General features: G+C 39.0%; 14 protein-coding genes. 11 read left to right on the forward strand and 3 right to left on the reverse strand.

The annotated features are described in order from the left end of the window. Nucleotides 1-4: 4 nt before the first annotated feature. Complete coding sequence (gene astA / locus CXF76_RS08640; RefSeq protein WP_007580762.1) at nt 5-1,039, reverse strand: arginine N-succinyltransferase; 1,035 nt, start codon at nt 1,037-1,039, stop codon at nt 5-7. Between the two features lie 50 nt (nt 1,040-1,089). Further along, nucleotides 1,090-2,295 carry an aspartate aminotransferase family protein gene (locus CXF76_RS08645; RefSeq protein WP_007580760.1) on the reverse strand — a complete coding sequence of 402 codons (1,206 nt, stop codon included), beginning with the start codon at nt 2,293-2,295 and terminating at the stop codon, nt 1,090-1,092. Between the two features lie 194 nt (nt 2,296-2,489). On the opposite strand from CXF76_RS08645, the gene CXF76_RS08650 reads away from it, so the two are divergent. Beyond that, the gene (locus CXF76_RS08650; RefSeq protein ID WP_002958609.1) at nt 2,490-2,918 is read left to right on the forward strand and encodes an Lrp/AsnC family transcriptional regulator; all 429 of its coding nucleotides are present in this window, start codon (nt 2,490-2,492) and stop codon (nt 2,916-2,918) included. A gap of 608 nt (nt 2,919-3,526) precedes the next feature. Then, nucleotides 3,527-4,696: a cache domain-containing protein gene (locus tag CXF76_RS08655; protein ID WP_024591767.1), complete on the forward strand. Its 1,170-nt coding sequence runs from the start codon at nt 3,527-3,529 to the stop codon at nt 4,694-4,696. A gap of 59 nt (nt 4,697-4,755) precedes the next feature. On the opposite strand, the gene CXF76_RS08660 is transcribed toward CXF76_RS08655, so the two are convergent. Further along, a complete protein-coding gene (locus CXF76_RS08660) occupies nt 4,756-5,688 on the reverse strand; it encodes a hypothetical protein (RefSeq protein ID WP_024591768.1) in 933 nt (310 codons plus the stop codon). Between the two features lie 383 nt (nt 5,689-6,071). On the opposite strand from CXF76_RS08660, the gene CXF76_RS08665 reads away from it, so the two are divergent. From CXF76_RS08665 to CXF76_RS08705, 9 genes are all read left to right on the forward strand, one after another. Further along, complete coding sequence (locus tag CXF76_RS08665; RefSeq protein ID WP_007580752.1) at nt 6,072-6,374, forward strand: isoamylase early set domain-containing protein; 303 nt, start codon at nt 6,072-6,074, stop codon at nt 6,372-6,374. A gap of 9 nt (nt 6,375-6,383) precedes the next feature. Further along, a complete protein-coding gene (malQ, locus tag CXF76_RS08670; RefSeq protein ID WP_024591769.1) occupies nt 6,384-8,378 on the forward strand; it encodes a 4-alpha-glucanotransferase in 1,995 nt (664 codons plus the stop codon). Further along, a complete protein-coding gene (glgB, locus tag CXF76_RS08675) occupies nt 8,379-10,586 on the forward strand; it encodes a 1,4-alpha-glucan branching protein GlgB (RefSeq protein WP_024591770.1) in 2,208 nt (735 codons plus the stop codon). Beyond that, nucleotides 10,579-12,642 (forward strand): glycogen debranching protein GlgX, encoded by a 2,064-nt coding sequence (gene glgX / locus CXF76_RS08680; protein ID WP_024591771.1) that lies wholly within the window; start codon nt 10,579-10,581, stop codon nt 12,640-12,642. Before glgB ends, glgX begins: the two co-directional genes overlap by 8 nt. Next, a complete protein-coding gene (locus CXF76_RS08685) occupies nt 12,635-15,172 on the forward strand; it encodes a glycogen/starch/alpha-glucan phosphorylase (protein WP_024591772.1) in 2,538 nt (845 codons plus the stop codon). Before glgX ends, CXF76_RS08685 begins: the two co-directional genes overlap by 8 nt. 14 nt (nt 15,173-15,186) lie before the next feature. Then, a complete protein-coding gene (gene glgC / locus CXF76_RS08690; RefSeq protein WP_002958601.1) occupies nt 15,187-16,488 on the forward strand; it encodes a glucose-1-phosphate adenylyltransferase in 1,302 nt (433 codons plus the stop codon). A gap of 82 nt (nt 16,489-16,570) precedes the next feature. Next, nucleotides 16,571-18,106 carry a glycogen synthase gene (locus tag CXF76_RS08695; RefSeq protein ID WP_101163453.1) on the forward strand — a complete coding sequence of 512 codons (1,536 nt, stop codon included), beginning with the start codon at nt 16,571-16,573 and terminating at the stop codon, nt 18,104-18,106. An 89-nt stretch (nt 18,107-18,195) separates the two neighbouring features. After that, nucleotides 18,196-19,410: an EAL and HDOD domain-containing protein gene (locus CXF76_RS08700; protein ID WP_101163454.1), complete on the forward strand. Its 1,215-nt coding sequence runs from the start codon at nt 18,196-18,198 to the stop codon at nt 19,408-19,410. A 30-nt stretch (nt 19,411-19,440) separates the two neighbouring features. Next, a complete protein-coding gene (locus tag CXF76_RS08705) occupies nt 19,441-20,511 on the forward strand; it encodes a DUF418 domain-containing protein (RefSeq protein ID WP_101163455.1) in 1,071 nt (356 codons plus the stop codon). The last annotated feature ends 45 nt before the right edge of the window (nt 20,512-20,556 follow it).

A 20,556-nucleotide genomic window follows, 5' to 3' on the forward strand; every position in this document is an offset into this window, starting at 1 on the left:
TAATTTACAGGCGGAAAAATCGCGCTGCATCTCCTTGACTTAAATTAAGTGCTTTAGCCACATCTTGGCTAATGACGAGAGTATGTTTTGCATGATTGTAATGTGCGTCTTTGGTAAATGTTGCTCTAAAGCCACTTACGCCTTGATTACATACAGCCAGCGTATCAGAGCTATTTTGTGATATGTGATCAAGCTCACCAATAGTAATAGGGCAAACTTGAGAGTCGCGAATGCTGCGAATATTACCAAGCTTTGCTTCAACCGTTGGGCCTGCGTCAAATAAGTCAACGTAGCCTCTGTGCTCAAAACCTTCTTTTTCTAATAATTTTAGCGCAGGTTTTGTTTTTTCATGCACATGCCCAATAACTGCTTGGGCTTTTTTGCTAAGCAAGTTCACATAAATAGGGTATTTAGGCATTAACTCGCTAATAAATACCTTATCGCCTAAGCCAACTAAGTGATCCGCTTCTGGAAATTCAATACTAAAAAAGTGCTCTTGCAGCCATTGCCAAAAAGGAGAATGGCCGTCTTCGTCGCTAACACCGCGCATTTCTGCGATAACAGTATCGGCAAAACGCTCGCTATGCTGAGCCATAAACAAAAAGCGTGAACGTGATAAAAATCGACCTGTTAAACCTTTACGGCTATTTTCGCGCAAAAATAATGTGCATATTTCAGAGCAACCTGTGTAGTCGTTACACATGCTTAAAATATCAACGGTGTTATATACATTTAAAGTAGGCGAGTGGTGTACTGTTTTACCTAAATGATAATGATATAAAGGCACCGATAAACCTACTGCGGCTTCTATAGCGGTTGTGCCAATAACGTCACCTGTTTCACTGTCCTCTAAAACAAATAAATAGCTTTCATCAAGTGGCTGGTTAATGTTTTTGGCAAAGCTTTTTTCAGCACGTTCAATTTTTTCTTTAAGCTGTGCATCGTCCACAGGTAAAGAGGTGAACCCATGACCGGACTCAATCGCTATTTGTTTAAGCGCGTCAAAATCATTGGCAGTAATAGGACGTAATACTTGCATTTATTGCTTGCTCCAATAGCACGCCAGTAGGCGTGCTAATTTAAACTATATTAACCGTTTACTACATCGCTAACGGCTTTTTCAAAGCGCGCTAAGCCTTCTTTAATATCTTCAAACGGGATAACTAAAGACGGTGTAAAGCGAATTACATTCATGCCAGCTACAAGGTTCATTAAACCATTATTAGCACTGGCTACTAAAAAGTCGCGTGCACGTCCTTCAAATTTGTCATTTAGTACTGCGCCAATTAATAAGCCTTTACCACGTACTTCGCTAAATACGTTGTATTTTTCGTTGATTGCGTTTAATCCGTCACGGAATAATTGCTCCCGCTCTTTAACACCGTTTAGTACGTCAGGTGTATTTACTGTATCAAATGCCGCTTCGGCTACCGCACAAGCAAGTGCGTTTCCGCCATAAGTAGAACCGTGAGTACCAATTTTTAAATGCTCAGCAATTGGTGTACGAGTGATCATAGCGCCAATTGGAAAACCACCACCCAATGCTTTTGCCGTTGTTAAAATGTCAGGAACAACCCCTAAACCTTCATAAGCGTATAAATCGCCTGTGCGACCAACACCTGTTTGTACTTCATCAAAAATAAGTAACGCGTTATGTTTAGTACAAAGTTCACGTACTTTTTTAGCAAATTCATCTGTTGGTGAAATAATACCGCCTTCACCTTGTAATGGTTCCATCATAACAGCACATGTTTTATCGCTGATCAGCGCTTCAAATGCTGCTATATCGTTAAAATCACAATGTACTATGTCAGCAGGTTTAGGACCAAAGCCGTCCGAATATGCAGCTTGCCCGCCCACAGTGACTGTGAAAAATGTTCGACCATGGAAACCTTTATTAAATGCAATTATTTGCGTTTTTTCAGCGCCATATACGTCCAGTGCATAACGACGCGCTAGCTTAAGCGCTGCTTCGTTTGCTTCTGCGCCTGAGTTTGCAAAGTAAACTTTATCAGCGAATGTTGCTTCAACCATTTTTTGAGCTAAACGAAGTGCTGGCTCATTAGTCATAACATTCGATAAATGCCAAATTTTTTCGCCTTGCTCTTTTAATGCTTTAACTAATGCAGGATGACAGTGACCCAAACAGTTAACGGCAATACCACCAGCAAAATCGATAAACTCGTTATCATTTTGATCCCAAACGCGTGAACCTTCACCACGAACTGGAATGATTGCTGATGGATTATAGTTTGGTACCATTACGTCGTTAAATAAGTCTCTTGTTACTTGCATTTTTACACCTAAATTTAATGGGCTTAGATAAAAGATTAGTTGCTAACTCAAAGAAGAATATAGCCTTTATTCTTCAGCAAACACGTTATTATTTCTTGTGGAGGTCATTATCGAAGGTTAGCTATTAAAATTGCAGTGCTATTTTGTGAAAAATGATTAAAATAAAAGACAAAATAACGAAGAAAATAACCATTATGATAACTCCACAAGATGAAAAGCTACTTTCTGTACTAAAAACAAACGCTAGAGCGAGTATTTCTGATCTTGCTCGAATGCTTGACTTATCTCGTTCAACGGTACAAAGCCGTATGCTCAAACTAGAAGAAACGGGTGTAATTAAAGGCTATAGCGTTGATTATGGAGATGACTACCTCAGTAAAATGGTATCAGCTCATGTGTCTATAAAAGTAAGACAAAAACTAACAACTAAAACAAATATTGAGCTTAAGCAAATTGATGCAATTTCGCAGCTCTATGCCATAAGTGGTGAGTTTGATTTAATTGCTGTAGTACAGGCTCAAAATTTAGAGCAGCTTAGCCATTTACTTGACGATATAGGAAATCTGGATGGAGTAGAGCGCACAACATCTTCTGTTATTTTAGAAACTAAATTTAAGCGCTAGAGTCAGTGAGTTTTTGTTTTAGTCGTTAAGTGAACACTCGGTATACTTTAGGTAAGTAATAGAAAGGCTAGGGTTTGTTGATCTTTCAAGGTTGAATTTTCAGTAGCCTGTTTAGTATTCAGGCAAGGCAGAGCCTATGCAGTGTGGTTACTCCCCATAAATGGGCGATAACGTAGCATTAATGCCAAACAGGCGCTGCTCAAAGGGTTCTTCCTAGGAGCTATTTACTCTTTGTTGCCTGCATGGATGTAGGTAAGGGGCGTGAGCAAGACGCGGAAGCTTTGCTCGGTTTTTACTTATTCTTACATGGGTGTAAGCCATTAGAACAACGCAGGAGCAGTTATTGAGCCCACTAGGTTACAAATCTCGCGCCGCGATTAAATAGCACCTAATTTGAACAAATTTTAATCCTCAAAGATCAACAGACCCTAGATATAAATGCATTAATTTAAATATTTAAGTGTACTTTTTATAAGCTAATAGCAGTAGAACATAGATTTAAATATTGAAGCCATTGATAAGATACAAAATTTTGTAAGGAGAATTTATGCTTTTTTAATATGCATGACTATACTCATTTTAATTTGTACAATATTTAGTAATGGATTATGCCTGCATATTTTTTTACCCTCTTATTGGGTTTAACTGAGCCTCTTCAGTTTGGGACAAACTTACCCACCAGTGCACCTAATAATGCAGTCAACCAAGTTGAGTGTATTTTATTTGAAATGGGAGCCCCTTTTCAGCTACAAACCTTGCCATGGTTACGTGCACGTCGAGAAGTAAAGTTAGACCGCTTAGATGGTTATTTCACAACTCATTTAATGCCTGAAATGAAGGCCTATGGGCGCATATCATCCCCCATATTTTTAGAAAGCTGGTACTGGTTTACTCATCCAGAGAGCATTAATAAACCAAAAAATAAAATGCGTTATGGTGCAGTAAGAGGGAGTTACCAGGCTAATTGGTTTAAAACTCAGAATATTATTGCTGAGGTAGAAGTAAATTCATTAGAAGAAATAGTAAATGTTATGCACCATAAGCGGATTGATAGAATTCTACTTGATTTAGACGATTTTGAATTAGCAGCCTCAAAGCTAGGCATTAATGAAGATGAGTATCAAAGAGAATTTTTTAGGTATGTACCTTTGGGATTATTTGCTTCGCATTCACTTATTAAACGCTTCCCTAAATTTATGCAGCAGTTTGATGAAAATATAAATACTTGCGCGCAGGCTCCATTTTCACTATCAAAAAGTGAAGAAAAGCAAATACTTGATAGATTGTCCAGTAGTGCTAAAACCTTACTAAACTTACCTAGTTTAGTAGAACAAGTTCAAATAAGTAATGAGTCTCCCTTAAGTGAATCTGAAATTAAAAGACTAGACCAGCTATGGATAAAAGAAAGTAAACAAGTAAAGCACCCTGATGGATTAGCTATGCTTAATTTACCGTTATCTAAAGTATTTAAAAAATGGCAATCTCAATTCAAAGGTGTTGTTACTGAGCTAATATTGACTGATAACCAAGGAAAAAACATCGCTATTAGTAAGCTAACCAGTGACTACTGGCAAGGAGATGAAAATAAGTTTACTAAAACATTTAAACAGTCAAAAGATTTTAACTTTGATAGCGTCACATATGATGCATCAACACATCATTTTCAAGTTCAGCTAAGTTTTCCTGTTTTAGATGATAATAATAGTCATATTGGAGTGTTGATTTTAGGTGTTGATGTAGAAAAAGCACTTCATTCGTCAAATGAAAAGAGTAATTAACTCATTACCTTTCACATAAGTTAGCTAAGCTTTAATGCTTTAGCTTAGCTAACTAGATGCTATGGAAGTGTTTTTTCTGAAATAGGTTTTTTTCTTATAACTTCTTTTTTGGCTTTATCAAGCTTTATAAAATAAGCATTACCGCCTATGCCTTTAAACTCTTCATCTGTAAATACAATCGTGTTGTCATCAAAAAAGGTGACTGCTTCTTTTTGAGTAACAATCCCTAAATCTATTTTTGATACATCACCAGAGAAAAACTTATCACCTTCAAAGTTTTCAAATAACCAAAGACTGGTTGAATCAAGTAAGACTAATTTTTTACGATCGGGGCTGAGCGCAGCAGAGGTTATCCAGCATAGTTTTTCAAGCGTGGTACACGTTTTAAAAGAGTCAATTAGTTCAGCATCAAAATTTGCTGCATGATCGCCCACTTTATACACTTTAGTAATACCATCGAAAGGTTCTGTGCGGTTTTTAGTAAATAAATATAAATGACGACCTAGTGCTACAAATGCTTCTAAATCAAAATTACGGTTATTAGGTTTTATTGGGCTTCCATCCATTTCAGGGTAGGTAAACTTAATTATTTCGGCTTGGGTCGTATCTGTTTTTATATCTATCGGGTTTTCTATTTTATAAATAGTCAGCCATCTACGATCGTTTTTGTTATTACCAAAATCCCCTAAAAAAAAGTGCCCAAATTTGTTTTGGGTCATGTCTTCCCAATCAATGTTTTTAGCATTTTCAACCAAAATTTCTTTGGCGATAGAACCATCTTTGTTAAGGCGGTAAAGCTTGGGTTCATTGCCTCCATCGTTAATAGCCCATAGACGTTTTTGTTTATCAAATTCAATACCTGAGATTTCTTTTAATTTAGGATCAACTGAGATTTCTTTTTTACTATAAAGGGTATAGATTGAAGAACCAACAAGTGTGGCTATTATTAAAAAGATGATGGCTATAGTTATTAAAATGCTTTTTTTCAACATGAAAATTATGATATTTCAGAGTATTAAGATGCTGTGTATTATCGCTGATGAAAGTACAGAACAAAAGAATTTTATAAATTTAGGCAATACTTTTGGATTATTTAACTTTAAATTCGATTAAATAAATAATATGTGATGTACGCTTAGTTGGTTCAAATATTGCTCTGTACTACTGAGCTTTTTAAAAAAGATTGTTTATATACTAACCGCACTTTTTAAGTGCAGAAAAAATGAATTGTTGCACTGTAATAATGCGTAAATAAAGTTTTGGTTAACTTACAACGTGTTTAATGATTTTGAATGGAATCCACATCGCCTTTTTGTTTAGTTGTATGGCCTGTGGCAAAGATTAAGTACCCTTTTTGGTTTAGTTGGAGCCTGCTATGTTGAATAAACGTTTTTTTAAAACAAAAGATGAAGCTGAAGTAACCTTTGAATTTTCTCATCCAGAGGCAGAAGAAGTTTGCTTACTAGGCGAATTTAATGATTGGCAACCTGTGCCAATGAAGCTTAATAAAAAACAAGGTGTGTTTAAATTTAAGCAACGCTTACCTATCGATCAACAATTTCACTTTCGTTATTTAATAAATGGAGACATTTGGGATAACGACCACCAAGCTGATGGTTATATTGGCAATACATTTGGCACAGAAAACAGCATAGTAAATACTCAACGCATTAATTAAGGCGATTCAATGGATGCTCTTTCGCAGTTGTTTTACCTGCATGGTATTGGCTTTGAATTCACTAAGTATACAGGTGAACAGGTGTTTTTTAGCGAAGACACGCGTAAACGTGCTTTGCAATGTTGCGGTGTTGATACAAATAACGAAGCCGAAATAACTCAACTAACTTATGATTTAGATGCATCGCTTTGGCTGGATTTAGTACCCAGTGTGAGTTTGGTTGACCAAAAAAAATGCGCTTTAAAGCTTCGTATAGACGAACGTCAGCAGTATTTAGCCGCCAACATTAATGTCCCTTCTCTTGGGATGAATATAGCGGTTGAGAACCTTTATAATTTGGTAGTTACAGGTGAATATTACTTACATGGCGTTCGCTATATTGAGCTAGCACTACCCATAGAAACTATGCCAATTGGCTATCATGACGCTAATGTTCAGGTAGGTGAGCAACACGCTATTACACAAATTTGGTGCGTGCCTGAGCAAGTCTATCAAGTTGAAGACACAAAGCGCACTGGATTATCTATTCAGCTTTACACATTAAAAAATAAAGCGCATTTAGGTATTGGCGATTTTGACGATTTACTAACGCTTACAAAATTATGTAGCTCGCAAAATATGGATTACATATTACTTAATCCACTGCATTTGTTATTTGCTGATATGCCAGAGCGTGCAAGCCCTTATAGCCCTAGTAGTCGGGCTTTATTAAACCCTCTTTATATTTCTATAGTATTAAGCGAAGACGCACAAAATAACGCAGTTCTACATGACCTCATGCAACGAGACGATGTAATTACACTTATAAAAAGTAATGATCAATTTATAGATTATGAAAATGTAAGCCGTATAAAGTATGCGTTATTTGAAGCGCTTTATAATCAGTTTGAATTAACGGCAAGTGATGAGCGTCGCCAAGCGTTTACTGATTTTTGTAATACTCATTCAACTACGTTAAATACCCTCGAATCAGATAACTTAACATTTGATTATTACCTGCAGTGGCAAGCGCATACGCAATTGGCACTGTGTCAACAAAGTTGTGCAGAGCGAGGTATGGCTATTGGCTTAATAAATGATTTAGCTGTTGGTTGTGCGGGTGATGGGGCCGAGTTTAAAAATCAAAAGCCACTGTTTAGCCAAGGTGCAAGTGTAGGTGCTCCACCAGATCCATGGGCCGAAGCTGGCCAAAACTGGGGGCTTCCAGCACTAAATCCTCAAAGTCTTAGTAATAATCACTACCAATTCTATCGCTCGCTCATTCGCGCAAACATGCAAAATGTAGGTGGACTTAGAATTGACCACGTAATGGCTATTAGGCGCCTATGGTGGTGCTTTGAAAGCAATGGTGAACAAGATGGCTGTTATGTTTACTACCCGTTTGAGAACTTACTCGCCATTTTAAAAATTGAATCACATATTAATCAGAGTATTGTTATTGGAGAAGATTTAGGCGTTGTGCCGCCAGAGGTAAGGCAGGCTTTGGCATCTAGCGGTATTTTTTCTAACAGCTTATTTTATTTTGAAAAACAACACAGTGGTGAGTTTTTATCGACAGATGAGCTAGCAACACAGTGTTTGTTAATGATAGCCAATCATGATGTACCGCCTTTTACAGGTTGGTGGCAGCATGCTGATTTAAATATTAAGCAACGATACAAGCTTATTACTTGCAATGAATACGAGCAATTAAAGCAACAACGAATAGAAGAGAAACATAGGATACTACGATTTATTAATCGCCATACCAATACAACCGAGCTTCTATTACATAGTAATTCAGTCGAAGTATATAACGCACTAGCATTATGTTTGGCGGGTTCTCAATCGCGTTTATTTGCAATACAAATAGATGATTTAGATGAGCAGAAGTATCCGGTTAATATCCCCGGGACAGACAAAGAATATCCTAATTGGCGACGTGTATTAACGCATACCAGTGAAGAAATTTTTACCAAAAATGCCTCACTTTTAGCTGCTATCGATTCAATAAGGAAAGGTTAAATGAGCAGTACAACTAATGAAAATAGTTACGATGCACAAGTGCATGCATTAAATACAGGACGATTTAAAGACCCATTTAGCTTTTTAGGGGCACATAAAACAGATGCTGAGGTTGAAATCCGTCTTTACTTACCTTGTGCAATAAACGTAAGTGTTACATTAAATAATAAAAGCATTGAGGCGCAGCGCTACCAACAAAGTGACTTATTTATAGCTAAAGTTGATGCTCTACCCACCGCGCCTTATCAATGCATTGCTAAGTACACAAATAGCAGCACTACCTTTTATGATGAATATAGCTTTGAAAGCACACTTGATGCAGAGGCAATGTATTTATTTAACGAAGGCAGCCTTGAACATGCTTACTCTCATTTTGGTGCACATTTTAGTACTCAACAAAACGTAGAGGGTGTGCGCTTTTGTGTATGGGCACCCAACGCAGCAAGTATTTCTATTATTGGTGAGTTTAATTTTTGGCAAGCTAATCGCCACTTTATGCGTTTTCATCCTGCAAGTGGTGTATGGGAGTTATTCGTACCAGGCCTTAAAGCCGACATGTGCTACAAATTTGCAATTACCGCGCAAAGTGGAGAAGTACTCGAAAAAGCCGACCCCTATGCCTTTAAAATGCAACAAGCACCGGGTACTGCAAGTGTTCTGCAGTATAAACCAGAACCTATAAAGCTTGGCGAAAAGGCACTTCAAAACAGGCAAAAACGCAATCATATTGATGCGCCAATTAGTATTTATGAAGTGCATTTAGGCTCATGGCAACGCGCTGAAAACAACCGTTATTTAAGTTACACAGAGCTTGCTGACAAACTCGTTAGCTACGCCCTTGAAATGAATTTTACTCACTTACAACTTATGCCAATAAGTGAATACCCGTTTGATGGTTCGTGGGGGTATCAGCCTGTTGGTTTATTTGCTCCTACTAGCCGTTTTGGCGACTACAACAGCTTTAAATACTTTGTAGAGCAGTGCCATAAAGCGAATTTGGGTATTTTACTTGATTGGGTACCAGGGCATTTTCCTAGTGATCCGCATGGTTTGCACCGATTTGATGGCACTCATTTATATGAGCATGCCGATAAGCGCCAAGGTTTTCATCCTGATTGGAATACCTACATTTATAACTACGACCGCCCTGAAGTTAAAAGCTTTTTGATTTCAAATGCTATGTATTGGTTACATCAATTTGGTTTAGATGGTCTGCGTGTAGATGCCGTAGCCTCTATGTTGTATTTAGATTACAGCCGAAAAGAAGGCGAGTGGGTTGCTAATTGTTATGGCGGGCGCGAAAACTTAGGTGCAATTGAGTGCCTAAAGCAAGTCAATATGCGCAGCTATAAAAACAACTCAGGCATTATGATGGTGGCTGAGGAGTCAACAGCGTGGCCGGGCGTCACGCAAAGTGTTGAGCACAACGGTTTAGGCTTTGGATATAAGTGGAATATGGGTTGGATGAACGATAGTTTGCATTACATGCAGCACGACCCTCTTTATCGTCAGCATCATCATCATGAAATGACTTTTTCGATGGTATACGCTTTTAGTGAAAACTATATATTGCCATTAAGCCACGATGAAGTAGTCCACGGTAAAGGATCGTTAATTGAAAAAATGCCAGGCGATGATTGGCAGAAATTTGCTAATTTACGCGCTTACTACGCATTTATGTGGGCACATCCGGGTAAAAAACTCTTGTTTATGGGCGGTGAAATTGCACAGCGAAAAGAGTGGGGACACGATCATTCTATCGATTGGCATTTACTTGAGCACCAAAGCCATAACGGTATAAAGCACACCGTAAAAGCGCTCAATACCGTTTATAAAAACCAACCCGCGTTGTATGAGCTAGATTCGAGCGCGGCTGGTTTTACCTGGATAGATAACAATAATAATCAGCAGAGTATTTTAAGCTTTGTTCGCTATGCTAAAAACGCAAAAGACTTTGTGGTTGTTATTGCTAATTTTACCCCCGCGTCCTATGAAAACTACGTTATTGGCGTACCGAGTAAAGGGCGTTATAAAGTTGTTTTAAATACAGACGATACTCAGTTTTTTGGCTCTGGCGTTGAGGTAACTAAAGATTCATCGCAGATAGTTCACGCTATAAATGAATCAAATCATGGGTTTAAACACAGTATTTCAATTGCCTTTGGTGGCTTAACAACTATTTACTTACAAAAGGTTGATGATGAGTAACCAATTTGATGTAGCCCCCGGTAATGTAGAACCGCTAGGTTCTAGTGTTATTAATAATGGGGTTAACTTCGCGCTTTATGCGCCAGGTGCAAGCCAAGCCTATGTGTGTTTGTTTGATAAAAGTGGCCATTCAGAAATTCTAAAAATGGCGATGAATATTAACGAAGGGGGTATTTGGAGTATTCATATTTCGCCATTAAGCGCCGGCGCACTTTATGGCTTTAGAGTTGAGGGTGAATATAACCCTAAAAATGGCCAACTATTTAACGAAAATAAACTACTGATAGACCCATACGCAAAAGACTTGTTTGGTGAGTTTACATGGAGCGAACGCCATTATGGGCAAATGCCAATTGGCACTAAAAGCACCGTAAATAATGCGATTGATATACCTAAGTCAAAAGTAGCACCCCCTACGTTGTATGCGCATAAAAAGCCAAACCACCGTTGGTCAAACACGGTTATTTACGAGTGCCATGTTAAAGGCACAACGTGTCGTCATCCTAAAATACCTAAATCTCTACAAGGAAAGTTTTTAGGGTTAAGCCACCCAAGCTTTATTGAGCATTTACAAAGCTTTGGCATTACAGCAGTTGAGCTTTTACCTGTTCATTCTTTTATTAGTGAGCAATTTTTAACAGGAAAAGGGCTGCAAAACTATTGGGGTTATAACACGCTTAACTTTTTTACCCCCCATAGAGACTATTTAGTAAACGACGATATAAACGAGTTTAAGCAAATGGTGCGCGAGCTTCATGCTGCCGACATAGAAGTTATTTTAGATGTTGTTTATAACCATACAGCAGAGGCTGGGGCCGATGGCCCTATATTATCGCTAAGAGGCTTTGATAACTTAGCGTATTACCGCACAGTGGAGGGTCAGCCTAATGTATACATAAACGATACCGGCTGTGGAAATACCATAAATATTGATCACCCTAAAACACTGCAACTTGTACTTGATAGCCTTCGTTATTGGGTTGAGGTAATGGGGGTTGATGGTTTTAGGTTTGATTTAGCGACCATTTTAGGGCGCTCAAAAGCAGGCTTTAGCTCTGCGCATACTTTTTTACAAGCAGTAGCCCAAGACCCTGTGCTTAATAAGGTTAAGCTAATAAGTGAGCCTTGGGATATAGGTCCTGGTGGCTATCAGCTTGGGGCATTTCCGCCGCCATGGCGAGAATGGAACGATCAATACCGCGATGTAATTAGACGTTTTTGGCAAAGTGAAACGGGCATAATTGCCAACGTTGCAAAACGTTTGCATGGATCGTTTGATATTTTTGAGCACAGCCAACGTGGACCGCTTAATAGCATTAACTTTATAACGAGTCATGATGGTTTCACGCTTGCCGATTTAGTGAGTTATGAAGAAAAACATAACGAAGCTAATGGTGAGCAAAACAGAGATGGGCACAGTGCAAATCACTCGTTCAACTGTGGAGTAGAAGGCTTTACCAGTGACTCAAAAATAAACGCACTGCGCTTGCAACAACAAAAGAACTTTTTACTTACTTTGATACTCTCAAAAGGTGTTCCCATGATTGCCGCTGGCAGCGAAATGGCGCACTCTCAAGGGGGTAATAACAATGCTTATTGCCAAAATAATCGCACTAGCTGGCTTGCCTGGAAAGATTCTCAGCTTAATCATTCGCTAACACGATTTATTGACGATGCTTTAAAAATTAGACGCGGGCACAGTGCGTTCAAACACAGTGTATTTTTAGATGATATAGACGAGCGTTTTACCGTTAAGTGGTTTACTGAACAAGGTAAAACCATGACCGACGCTCATTGGCATGAAGATACCAGACAGTTTTTAATGTATAGCTTACTTGATAAGCAAAACAATCATGCATTACTGATGGTATTTAATGCCAGTAAAAAAACAGTTTTTTGCCAAATGCCGCCTTCGCCTATTAATGCGCCGTGGCAAATGGTTTTATCAAGTGTAAATAATGCATCTGTGAGTAGTAATGAAGATGCGATGGTTGAAATTTCAGCACAAAGTAGTTGGGTTTTTAGTGCTAATTTAGAGGATGTAAGTCATGGCTAAACAAAGTGAACAAGTGTGTGTAGTAAAGGGCTGGCAAGAAGGTCCTGTTATAGATGAAAGTACGCTTAAAGATGACTTAACACGGCATTTTTATTATACCCTAGGTCGCGATAAGGTCGGCGAATCAAGACTGTATTTATACCATGCTTTAGCGCTGACTATTCGCGACAGACTTGTTGCCCGCTGCAGAGAAACGAACCAACAAATTAAGCAAGAGAAACGCCGCAAAACGGCTTACCTTTCTCTTGAATTTTTAATGGGACGTGCGCTGGGTAATGCAATACTAAACCTAGATTTAGACGACCAAGTTGCTGCTGCATTACAAGAATACTGCACAACAGTAGAAACGCTTGAAGATGCCGAGCACGACGCAGGCCTAGGTAACGGTGGTTTAGGCCGCCTAGCTGCTTGTTTTTTAGATAGCTGTGCAAGTCTAGCGTTACCTGTCATTGGTTATGGCCTTCGTTACGAATACGGCATGTTTAACCAATCAATTAAAGATGGTAACCAAATTGAGCAACCAGATAACTGGCTGCGCGAAGGGCACCCATGGGAGCTAAGCGCGCCAGAACATGCAAAACGTGTGAAATTTGGCGGCTACGTGCAAAGTTACACGGATAAATTTGGCCGAGAGCATCGTCAATGGATGAGTTCACAAGATGTATTAGCTGTCCCTTACGATGTCCCTGTCCCAGGTTATAAAAACAATATTGTAAATACGCTACGCTTATGGAAATCAGAAGCGACAGATGAATTTAATTTGACCGAATTTAATGCAGGCAGTTACTCAGAAGCCGTCGCTCAAAAAAACCTAGCTGAACAAATTACCATGGTGCTATATCCAAACGACAGTAGCGAAAATGGTAAAGAGCTTAGATTGCGCCAACAATACTTTTTATCATCTGCGAGTATTCAAGACGTAGTTGATCAGTGGGTTTCCCAACATGGCGAGAGCTTTAGCGACTTTGCTGATTTTCATGTTTTTCAGTTAAACGATACGCACCCAAGTATTGCTGTTGCAGAGCTGATGCGTATTTTAATTGATGATTACGAACTTGATTGGAACGATGCTTGGCAAATCACTACTAAAACAATGGCCTACACAAACCATACGCTACTTCCTGAAGCGCTTGAAAAGTGGTCTGTTTCGTTGTTTTCAAAATTATTACCACGCATTTTAGAAATAGTTTACGAGATAAACGCACGCTTTTTAGTACAAGTTGCACAGCAATGGCCGGGTGATGTTAATAAACAGCGTGCATTGTCGTTGATTGAAGAGGGCGATGAGCCGCAAATTCGTATGGCTTACTTAGCCATTGTAGGGAGTTACTCTGTAAATGGCGTAGCAGCACTGCATACCGAACTGTTAAAAGCGGGTTTATTTAAAGAGTTTTACGCGCTTTGGCCAGATAAGTTTAATAACAAAACAAATGGTGTTACACCAAGACGTTGGCTTGCGCATTGTAATCCCGTTTTAAGTAAATTAATCAGCGAAAAAATTGGTCATGACTGGGTTAAAAACTTTTCAACAATTAGCGACCTACGTCGTTTTTACGATGACAAAGCATTTCATGGGCAATGGCAAAATGCTAAACGCGAAAACAAACAGCGTTTAGTTGATTTAGTTAAGGCGCGCTGCGATGTTGATTTTGACGTATCGATGATGTTTGACGTACAAGTAAAACGTATCCACGAATACAAACGTCAGCTATTAAACATACTTCATGTTATTCATTTATATGACCGTATTCGCCGTGGTGATACCCAAGGGCTTGTTCCTCGCTGTGTTTTATTAGGTGGTAAAGCAGCACCGGGTTATTACATGGCTAAAAAAATTATTAAGCTTATTAATAACGTGGCAGAAGTTATAAATAAAGACCCGTTAGCAGCCCCGTATTTACGCGTCGCCTTTTTACCTAATTACAACGTAACCGCTATGGAAGTTATTTGTCCTGCAACCGATTTGTCAGAGCAAGTATCTACCGCAGGCAAAGAAGCGTCTGGTACTGGCAACATGAAGTTTATGATGAATGGTGCATTGACGATAGGCACGCTGGATGGCGCAAACATTGAAATTAGAGATGCAGTTGGTGCAGACAACTTCTTTTTGTTTGGGGCACAAGCTCATCAAATTGATGATATTAAGTCACGTTACAATCCTGAGCATTTAATCGCGCAAAATAGCGATTTAAATAATGTAATGCAACTGCTCGAAAGCGGGCATTTTAATTTATTTGAACCATGCTTATTTGACGACATAACAAATGCAATTAAGAGCCCGCACGATCCATGGCTTGTTGCTCACGATTTTGAAAGTTATGTAGCAGCTCAAAAAGAAGTTGATAAAGCTTACGCAGATCAGACCTACTGGACACAAATGAGTATTTTAAATACAGCAGCCAGTGGTATGTTTTCAAGTGACAGAACCATAAGCCAATACAGTGAAGATATTTGGCATTTAGAACCCCTCAATATTAGTGAAACAGACTTAACGACAACTAAAAGCCATGCCACTAACAGCCTAGACTAAATGGAGAGAGTATTATGCCTAATTATGCAAATCGCTACATAAGTAGCCTAACCAGAGAAACTTACGCGTTAATACTGGCAGGCGGACGCGGTTCTCGCCTGCATGAGCTAACCGATTGGCGAGCAAAGCCAGCAGTTTACTTTGGTGGTAAACATCGAATTATCGATTTTCCACTATCAAACTGTATTAACTCGGGTGTGAGACGTGTTGGTATTGCTACACAATATAAATCACATTCATTAATACGTCATGTAAACCGCGCGTGGGGCCACTTTAAAAAAGAGCTTGGTGAGTCGGTTGAAATACTACCTGCATCTCAGCGCCAAGGTGATGATTGGTACTGTGGCACCGCAGATGCTGTTTTTCAAAATATAGATATTATTCGCCACGAGCTTCCTAAATATGTGATGATTTTGTCTGGAGATCATGTGTACCGTATGGACTATGGTGCTTTATTGGCTGAACATGTGCAAAAGGGCGCAGATATGACAGTGTGTTGTATTGAAGTGCCCGTAGAGGAAGCCGCAGATACGTTTGGTGTAATGACCGTTGATGAAGAAAACAGAGTGTGTCGTTTTGATGAAAAACCAGCAATGCCTAGCTCCGTACCTGGCAAGCCAGGTACATGCTTAGCATCAATGGGAAACTACATTTTTAATACTGAATTTTTGTTTGAGCAACTTAAAAAAGATTCTGAGAATGAAGGTTCTGGCCGAGATTTTGGTCACGATATTATTCCAGCAATTATAGAAGAGCATAATGTATTTGCCTTCCCATTTAGAGATCCAAACCAAGAAGGGCAACCTTATTGGCGCGATGTAGGTACCCTAGATTCGTTCTGGGAGGCTAATATGGAATTGGTAATGCCTGAGCCACAACTCGATTTATATGACCCAACGTGGCCAATATGGACATATCAAGAGCAACTACCACCTGCTAAGTTTATTTTTGATGACGAAGATAGGCGCGGTATGGCCTTGGACTCAACCGTGTCGGGTGGGTGTATTATTTCGGGCTCTGCGGTTAGAAAGTCACTCTTGTTTTCTAATGTCCACGTTCGCTCATTTTGTACTATTGAGCAGTCGGTAATTTTACCCGGTGCGGTTATAAATCGAGGTTGTAAAATTAAGCGTGCGATTATAGATAGAAGCTGTGAAATACCTGCAGGTCTCGAAATCGGTTTTGACAAAAAAACAGATGAAGAAAACGGCTTTAGGGTATCTAAGAAAGGCATCGTTCTTGTTACTCGTGATATGCTCACTGAGCTTGCAAAAAAGTTAGAGCGCCAAGCGCGTGAGAATAAAAAGCTAGCGTAAAACACGTTAAATATTAAGCACGACAACAAAGCTTGCTCATTCATGAGCAAGCCCACACAGGTTTAAAGGAAGTAGTAAATTAATGCATGTATTAATGGTTGCAGCAGAAAATGACGCGTTACCAGGCGCGAAAGTAGGCGGTGTGGCAGATGTAGTACGCGATGCCCCAAGGGCGCTCGTAAAGCAAGGTATAACGGTTGACGTTGTTATTCCTGACTACGGGTTTGAGCCGCTTGAGCGTATTTATATAGGTGAAGTAACCGTTGCATTTAATGCTCAACCCCATGTATTAAAAGTTTTTGAAGTACAACAAGCCCAAAATAATGTAAGCCAAATTGTTATTAGCCACCCGCTATTTAGTGAGTCAGGCAGTGTATATTGTAACGATGCACCAGGGCGACCTTTTGCTACCGACGCGACAAAATTTGCTTTATTTAATGCAGCCGTCTGCGAAGCATTATTACAAGGTGTATTAAAGCGCCCTACAGCGCTACATTTACATGATTGGCACAGCGCTTGTGTTGCAGTTTTACTCAAATTTGAGCCCCGTTATAGCTCACTTAACACTTTACCCATTGCCTACACAGTGCACAATATTGCACTGCAAGGTATAAGACCATTTAAGCATGATGATTCAAGCTTAGAGGCATGGTTTCCGTCACTTAGTTATAATGGCCAGCAACTATGTGACCCGCGTTATCCACATTGCTTTAACCCTATGCGCAGTGCAATAAATCTGTGCGATAAAGTACATGTTGTATCACCAACCTACAGCCAAGAGGTTCTTGAACCTAGTAATTACGAGCATGGTTTTTTTGGTGGCGAAGGGCTTGAGCAAGATCTGCAAAATGCAGCAAGCCAAGGTAAGCTTGTCGGTATTTTAAATGGCTGCGAATATCCAAGCAATGCACTTGAAGGAGCAACTCTCGCCGATTTTTATAGCCAAGCCGAGAACACTTTATTTACTTGGATGGCAAATAGCGAGCAGTTACAAAGCGGTTACTATATTGCCCACCAACGACTACAGCAATTTAAAGCAACGGTTAATAATGGCCCATTAGTTACAAGCGTTGGCCGACTTACAGAGCAAAAAGTGTTGTTATTGTGCCAGCAGGTTAATGAGGCTTTAGCTATTGATAAAGTGTGCCAAGTTATTAATGAATATAACGGCAGACTCATTGTTTTAGGTTCGGGTGACAAAGAACTCGAAAGCATATTTACCAAAGCAATGGCGCGTAATTCTAATCTTTTATTTTTGAAGGGTTATGGTCAAGGTGTTGGCGATTTAATGTATCAGCTAGGTGACTTATTTTTAATGCCAAGCTCGTTTGAACCTTGTGGTATTAGCCAAATGTTGGCAATGCGTGCCGGGCAACCATGTTTAGTACACAGTGTTGGCGGATTAAAAGACACGGTAAAACATCATGAAAATGGTTTTAGCTTTAATGGCGACACGTTAGCAACGCAAACAAGTAATTTAATTAGCTGTTTAGACGAAACTCTCTTAATTAAAAAGCAGAATCCTAAAAAGTGGCATAAAATTAAGCACAGCGCAGAGCAAATGCGTTTTTCGTGGCCACAAGTGGCAACTGATTATATAACAACCTTATACCGGTAAATCGTTGCTGTACTTTAAAGTTTAGTGACAAATGTACCTGCTTAGGGTTTAATTACTTAGTATTATATAAAAACTAAGAAGTAGGTAATGTGTCTGTATTTGTTGCAAGGCAAGCAATATTCAATCGAAGTAAAAAAGTAGTAGCCTATGAGCTACTTTTTCGTGATAGTCCAAAAAATTATTTTCCAGATATTGCAGAAGGCCAAGCAACAGCAAGGCTTATTATGGAAAATCAATTAAATTTAGGTACACGCCATATTACATCAGGCAAAAAAGCACTTATTAATATAGGACCTGAATCATTAAAACTCGATTTATGTGCTTTCCTACCATGCCAAGACGTTGTGATTGAGTTACTCGAAACCATAGAACCCACCGACGATAACTATGAACTGTGCCGAGGTTTATTTCATAGTAACTACAAACTCGCACTCGATGACTTTGTATATAAACCACAGTGGGATCGTTTTTTAAAGCTTGTGAAGCTCATTAAATTTGATATTGCAATTACACCTCTTAGCGAAATACAGCCCATAATTAATAAGTTACAAGCGCATAAACAAATAAAAATACTAGCCGAAAAAATAGAAACACAAGAAGACTATAAGCTCGCCTTTGATATGGGGTTTGATTATTTTCAAGGCTATTTTTTTGCAAAACCTACCATGATCAAACAAAATGACATTGATTATAATTATGGTTTAGTCGTCGCTATTTACGCCGAAATAATGAAAAACAGTCCAGATATAAAAACTATATCTGGACTATTTGAGCTTGATGCTGCACTTGCATATAAATTGTTGCGTTTAATTAACAGTGGTGTTTTTCCTATACAAAGCCAGATATCGTCATTAAAGCAAGCGCTTGTGTATTTAGGGCATGAACGCCTTAAAAAGTTTGTTAGCCTTATTGTTACTGCTCATACCGCAGGTAAAAAACCTGCAGAGCTAATGCAAGTGTGTGTTGTACGTGCTCGTTTTTGTGAGTTGTTAGCAAAAAAGGTTAATAAGAGCCAGTCAGGCGAAGCATTTTTAACTGGGTTATTTTCACTGCTAGATGCAATCCTTGATCAACCAATGAGCTTACTTGTTGAAAAACTACCTTTCCCTGATGAAATAAAAACGGCATTATTAGGGGATAAAAACACACTTTATTATATTTTAAACGTTGTTAAAGCATACGAAACAGGAAGCTGGTGGGCACTTGAACAAGCTGTACTTTTGTTGAATATAGACAGTGCTATACTTCCTCCACTTTACCAGCAGTCAGTCGATTGGGCTGACAGTTATAAGAATAATATTTAACGGATAATAGCTTTAATGCGCAATTATAATATGGACTTTATTCGCGGCGTTGCCGTGCTTGGCCTAGTTTACATGAATGCTTACGCCTTCGGCCTTTTTGAATACGGGTATACCTCTTTAACTAATCCTCCTGTTAGCGACTCAATTATTCATACCTTTAGCAGCTTGTTTGTAGACGGGCGTTTTAGAACACTGTTTAGTTTGCTTTTTGGTGCCGGGCTTTACATTCAGTGGCAACGTTACAAATCTGAATTGCAGTTAAAAAGCAGACTTTATTGGTTAATCCTCTTTGGCTTAGCACATGGTTTTTTACTTTGGGCAGGTGATATTTTATTTGTTTACGGTGTATCTGGCTGGTTTGTTATTAAATATTTAGAGAGTGATAACAGCGTACTTTTAAAAAGAGGACTTGAGTTTATTTTGTTATCGGGTGTAGCTACTGTGCTTATTGTATCTAGCGTACCCGATGAAGTGATTTACCGCGATTCAGCACAGTTTATAGATTTCTATAACCCACACTATATTGATTACTTTATTAGTAACCTCGCCATGAACACATTGATGCTTGTTATGGTGCCAATAATGACAATGTGGATGTGCGTGGGCCTTATGCTCATTGGCATTTATTTATATAAACAAGGCGTTTTTAGTAAAGGCTTAACGACTCAGCAATTAATAGTTTGCGGTGCAATGACCATTGTTTTTTGTGGAATCAGGCTTTATGCATCACAGCTTAATGGCAGCTTAGGATATGGGGTGCAAGAATTTGTAAATATGTTTGCGGCCCTAGGTATGGCTACGCTGTATATTCATTTAATTGTTAAATTTTGCAATAACAGCGGACACGTCGGCACGCTTATTCAACAAGCAGGGCGCTTAGCATTTACTTTATATATTAGCCAAACACTCATACAACTGTTGTTATATAAAGTGCTATTTACTCACTGGGTGCTCAGTTTTGATCGTATTGACTATTGGTTAGTTGCAACGGCATTAGTTGCGCTGCAGCTCATATTTACCATTTTATACAGCCGCTATTTTAATCAAGGTCCGCTTGAATGTGTATGGCGTAAATTAACTAAAGTAAAAATTAGTGCTTAAACGCCTATAAATAGTAAATTAGGGGCGAAAAAATAGTGTGGGTGG

It is taken from the genome of Pseudoalteromonas sp. 78C3 (genome assembly GCF_002836695.1).
Classification (GTDB): domain Bacteria; phylum Pseudomonadota; class Gammaproteobacteria; order Enterobacterales; family Alteromonadaceae; genus Pseudoalteromonas; species Pseudoalteromonas arctica.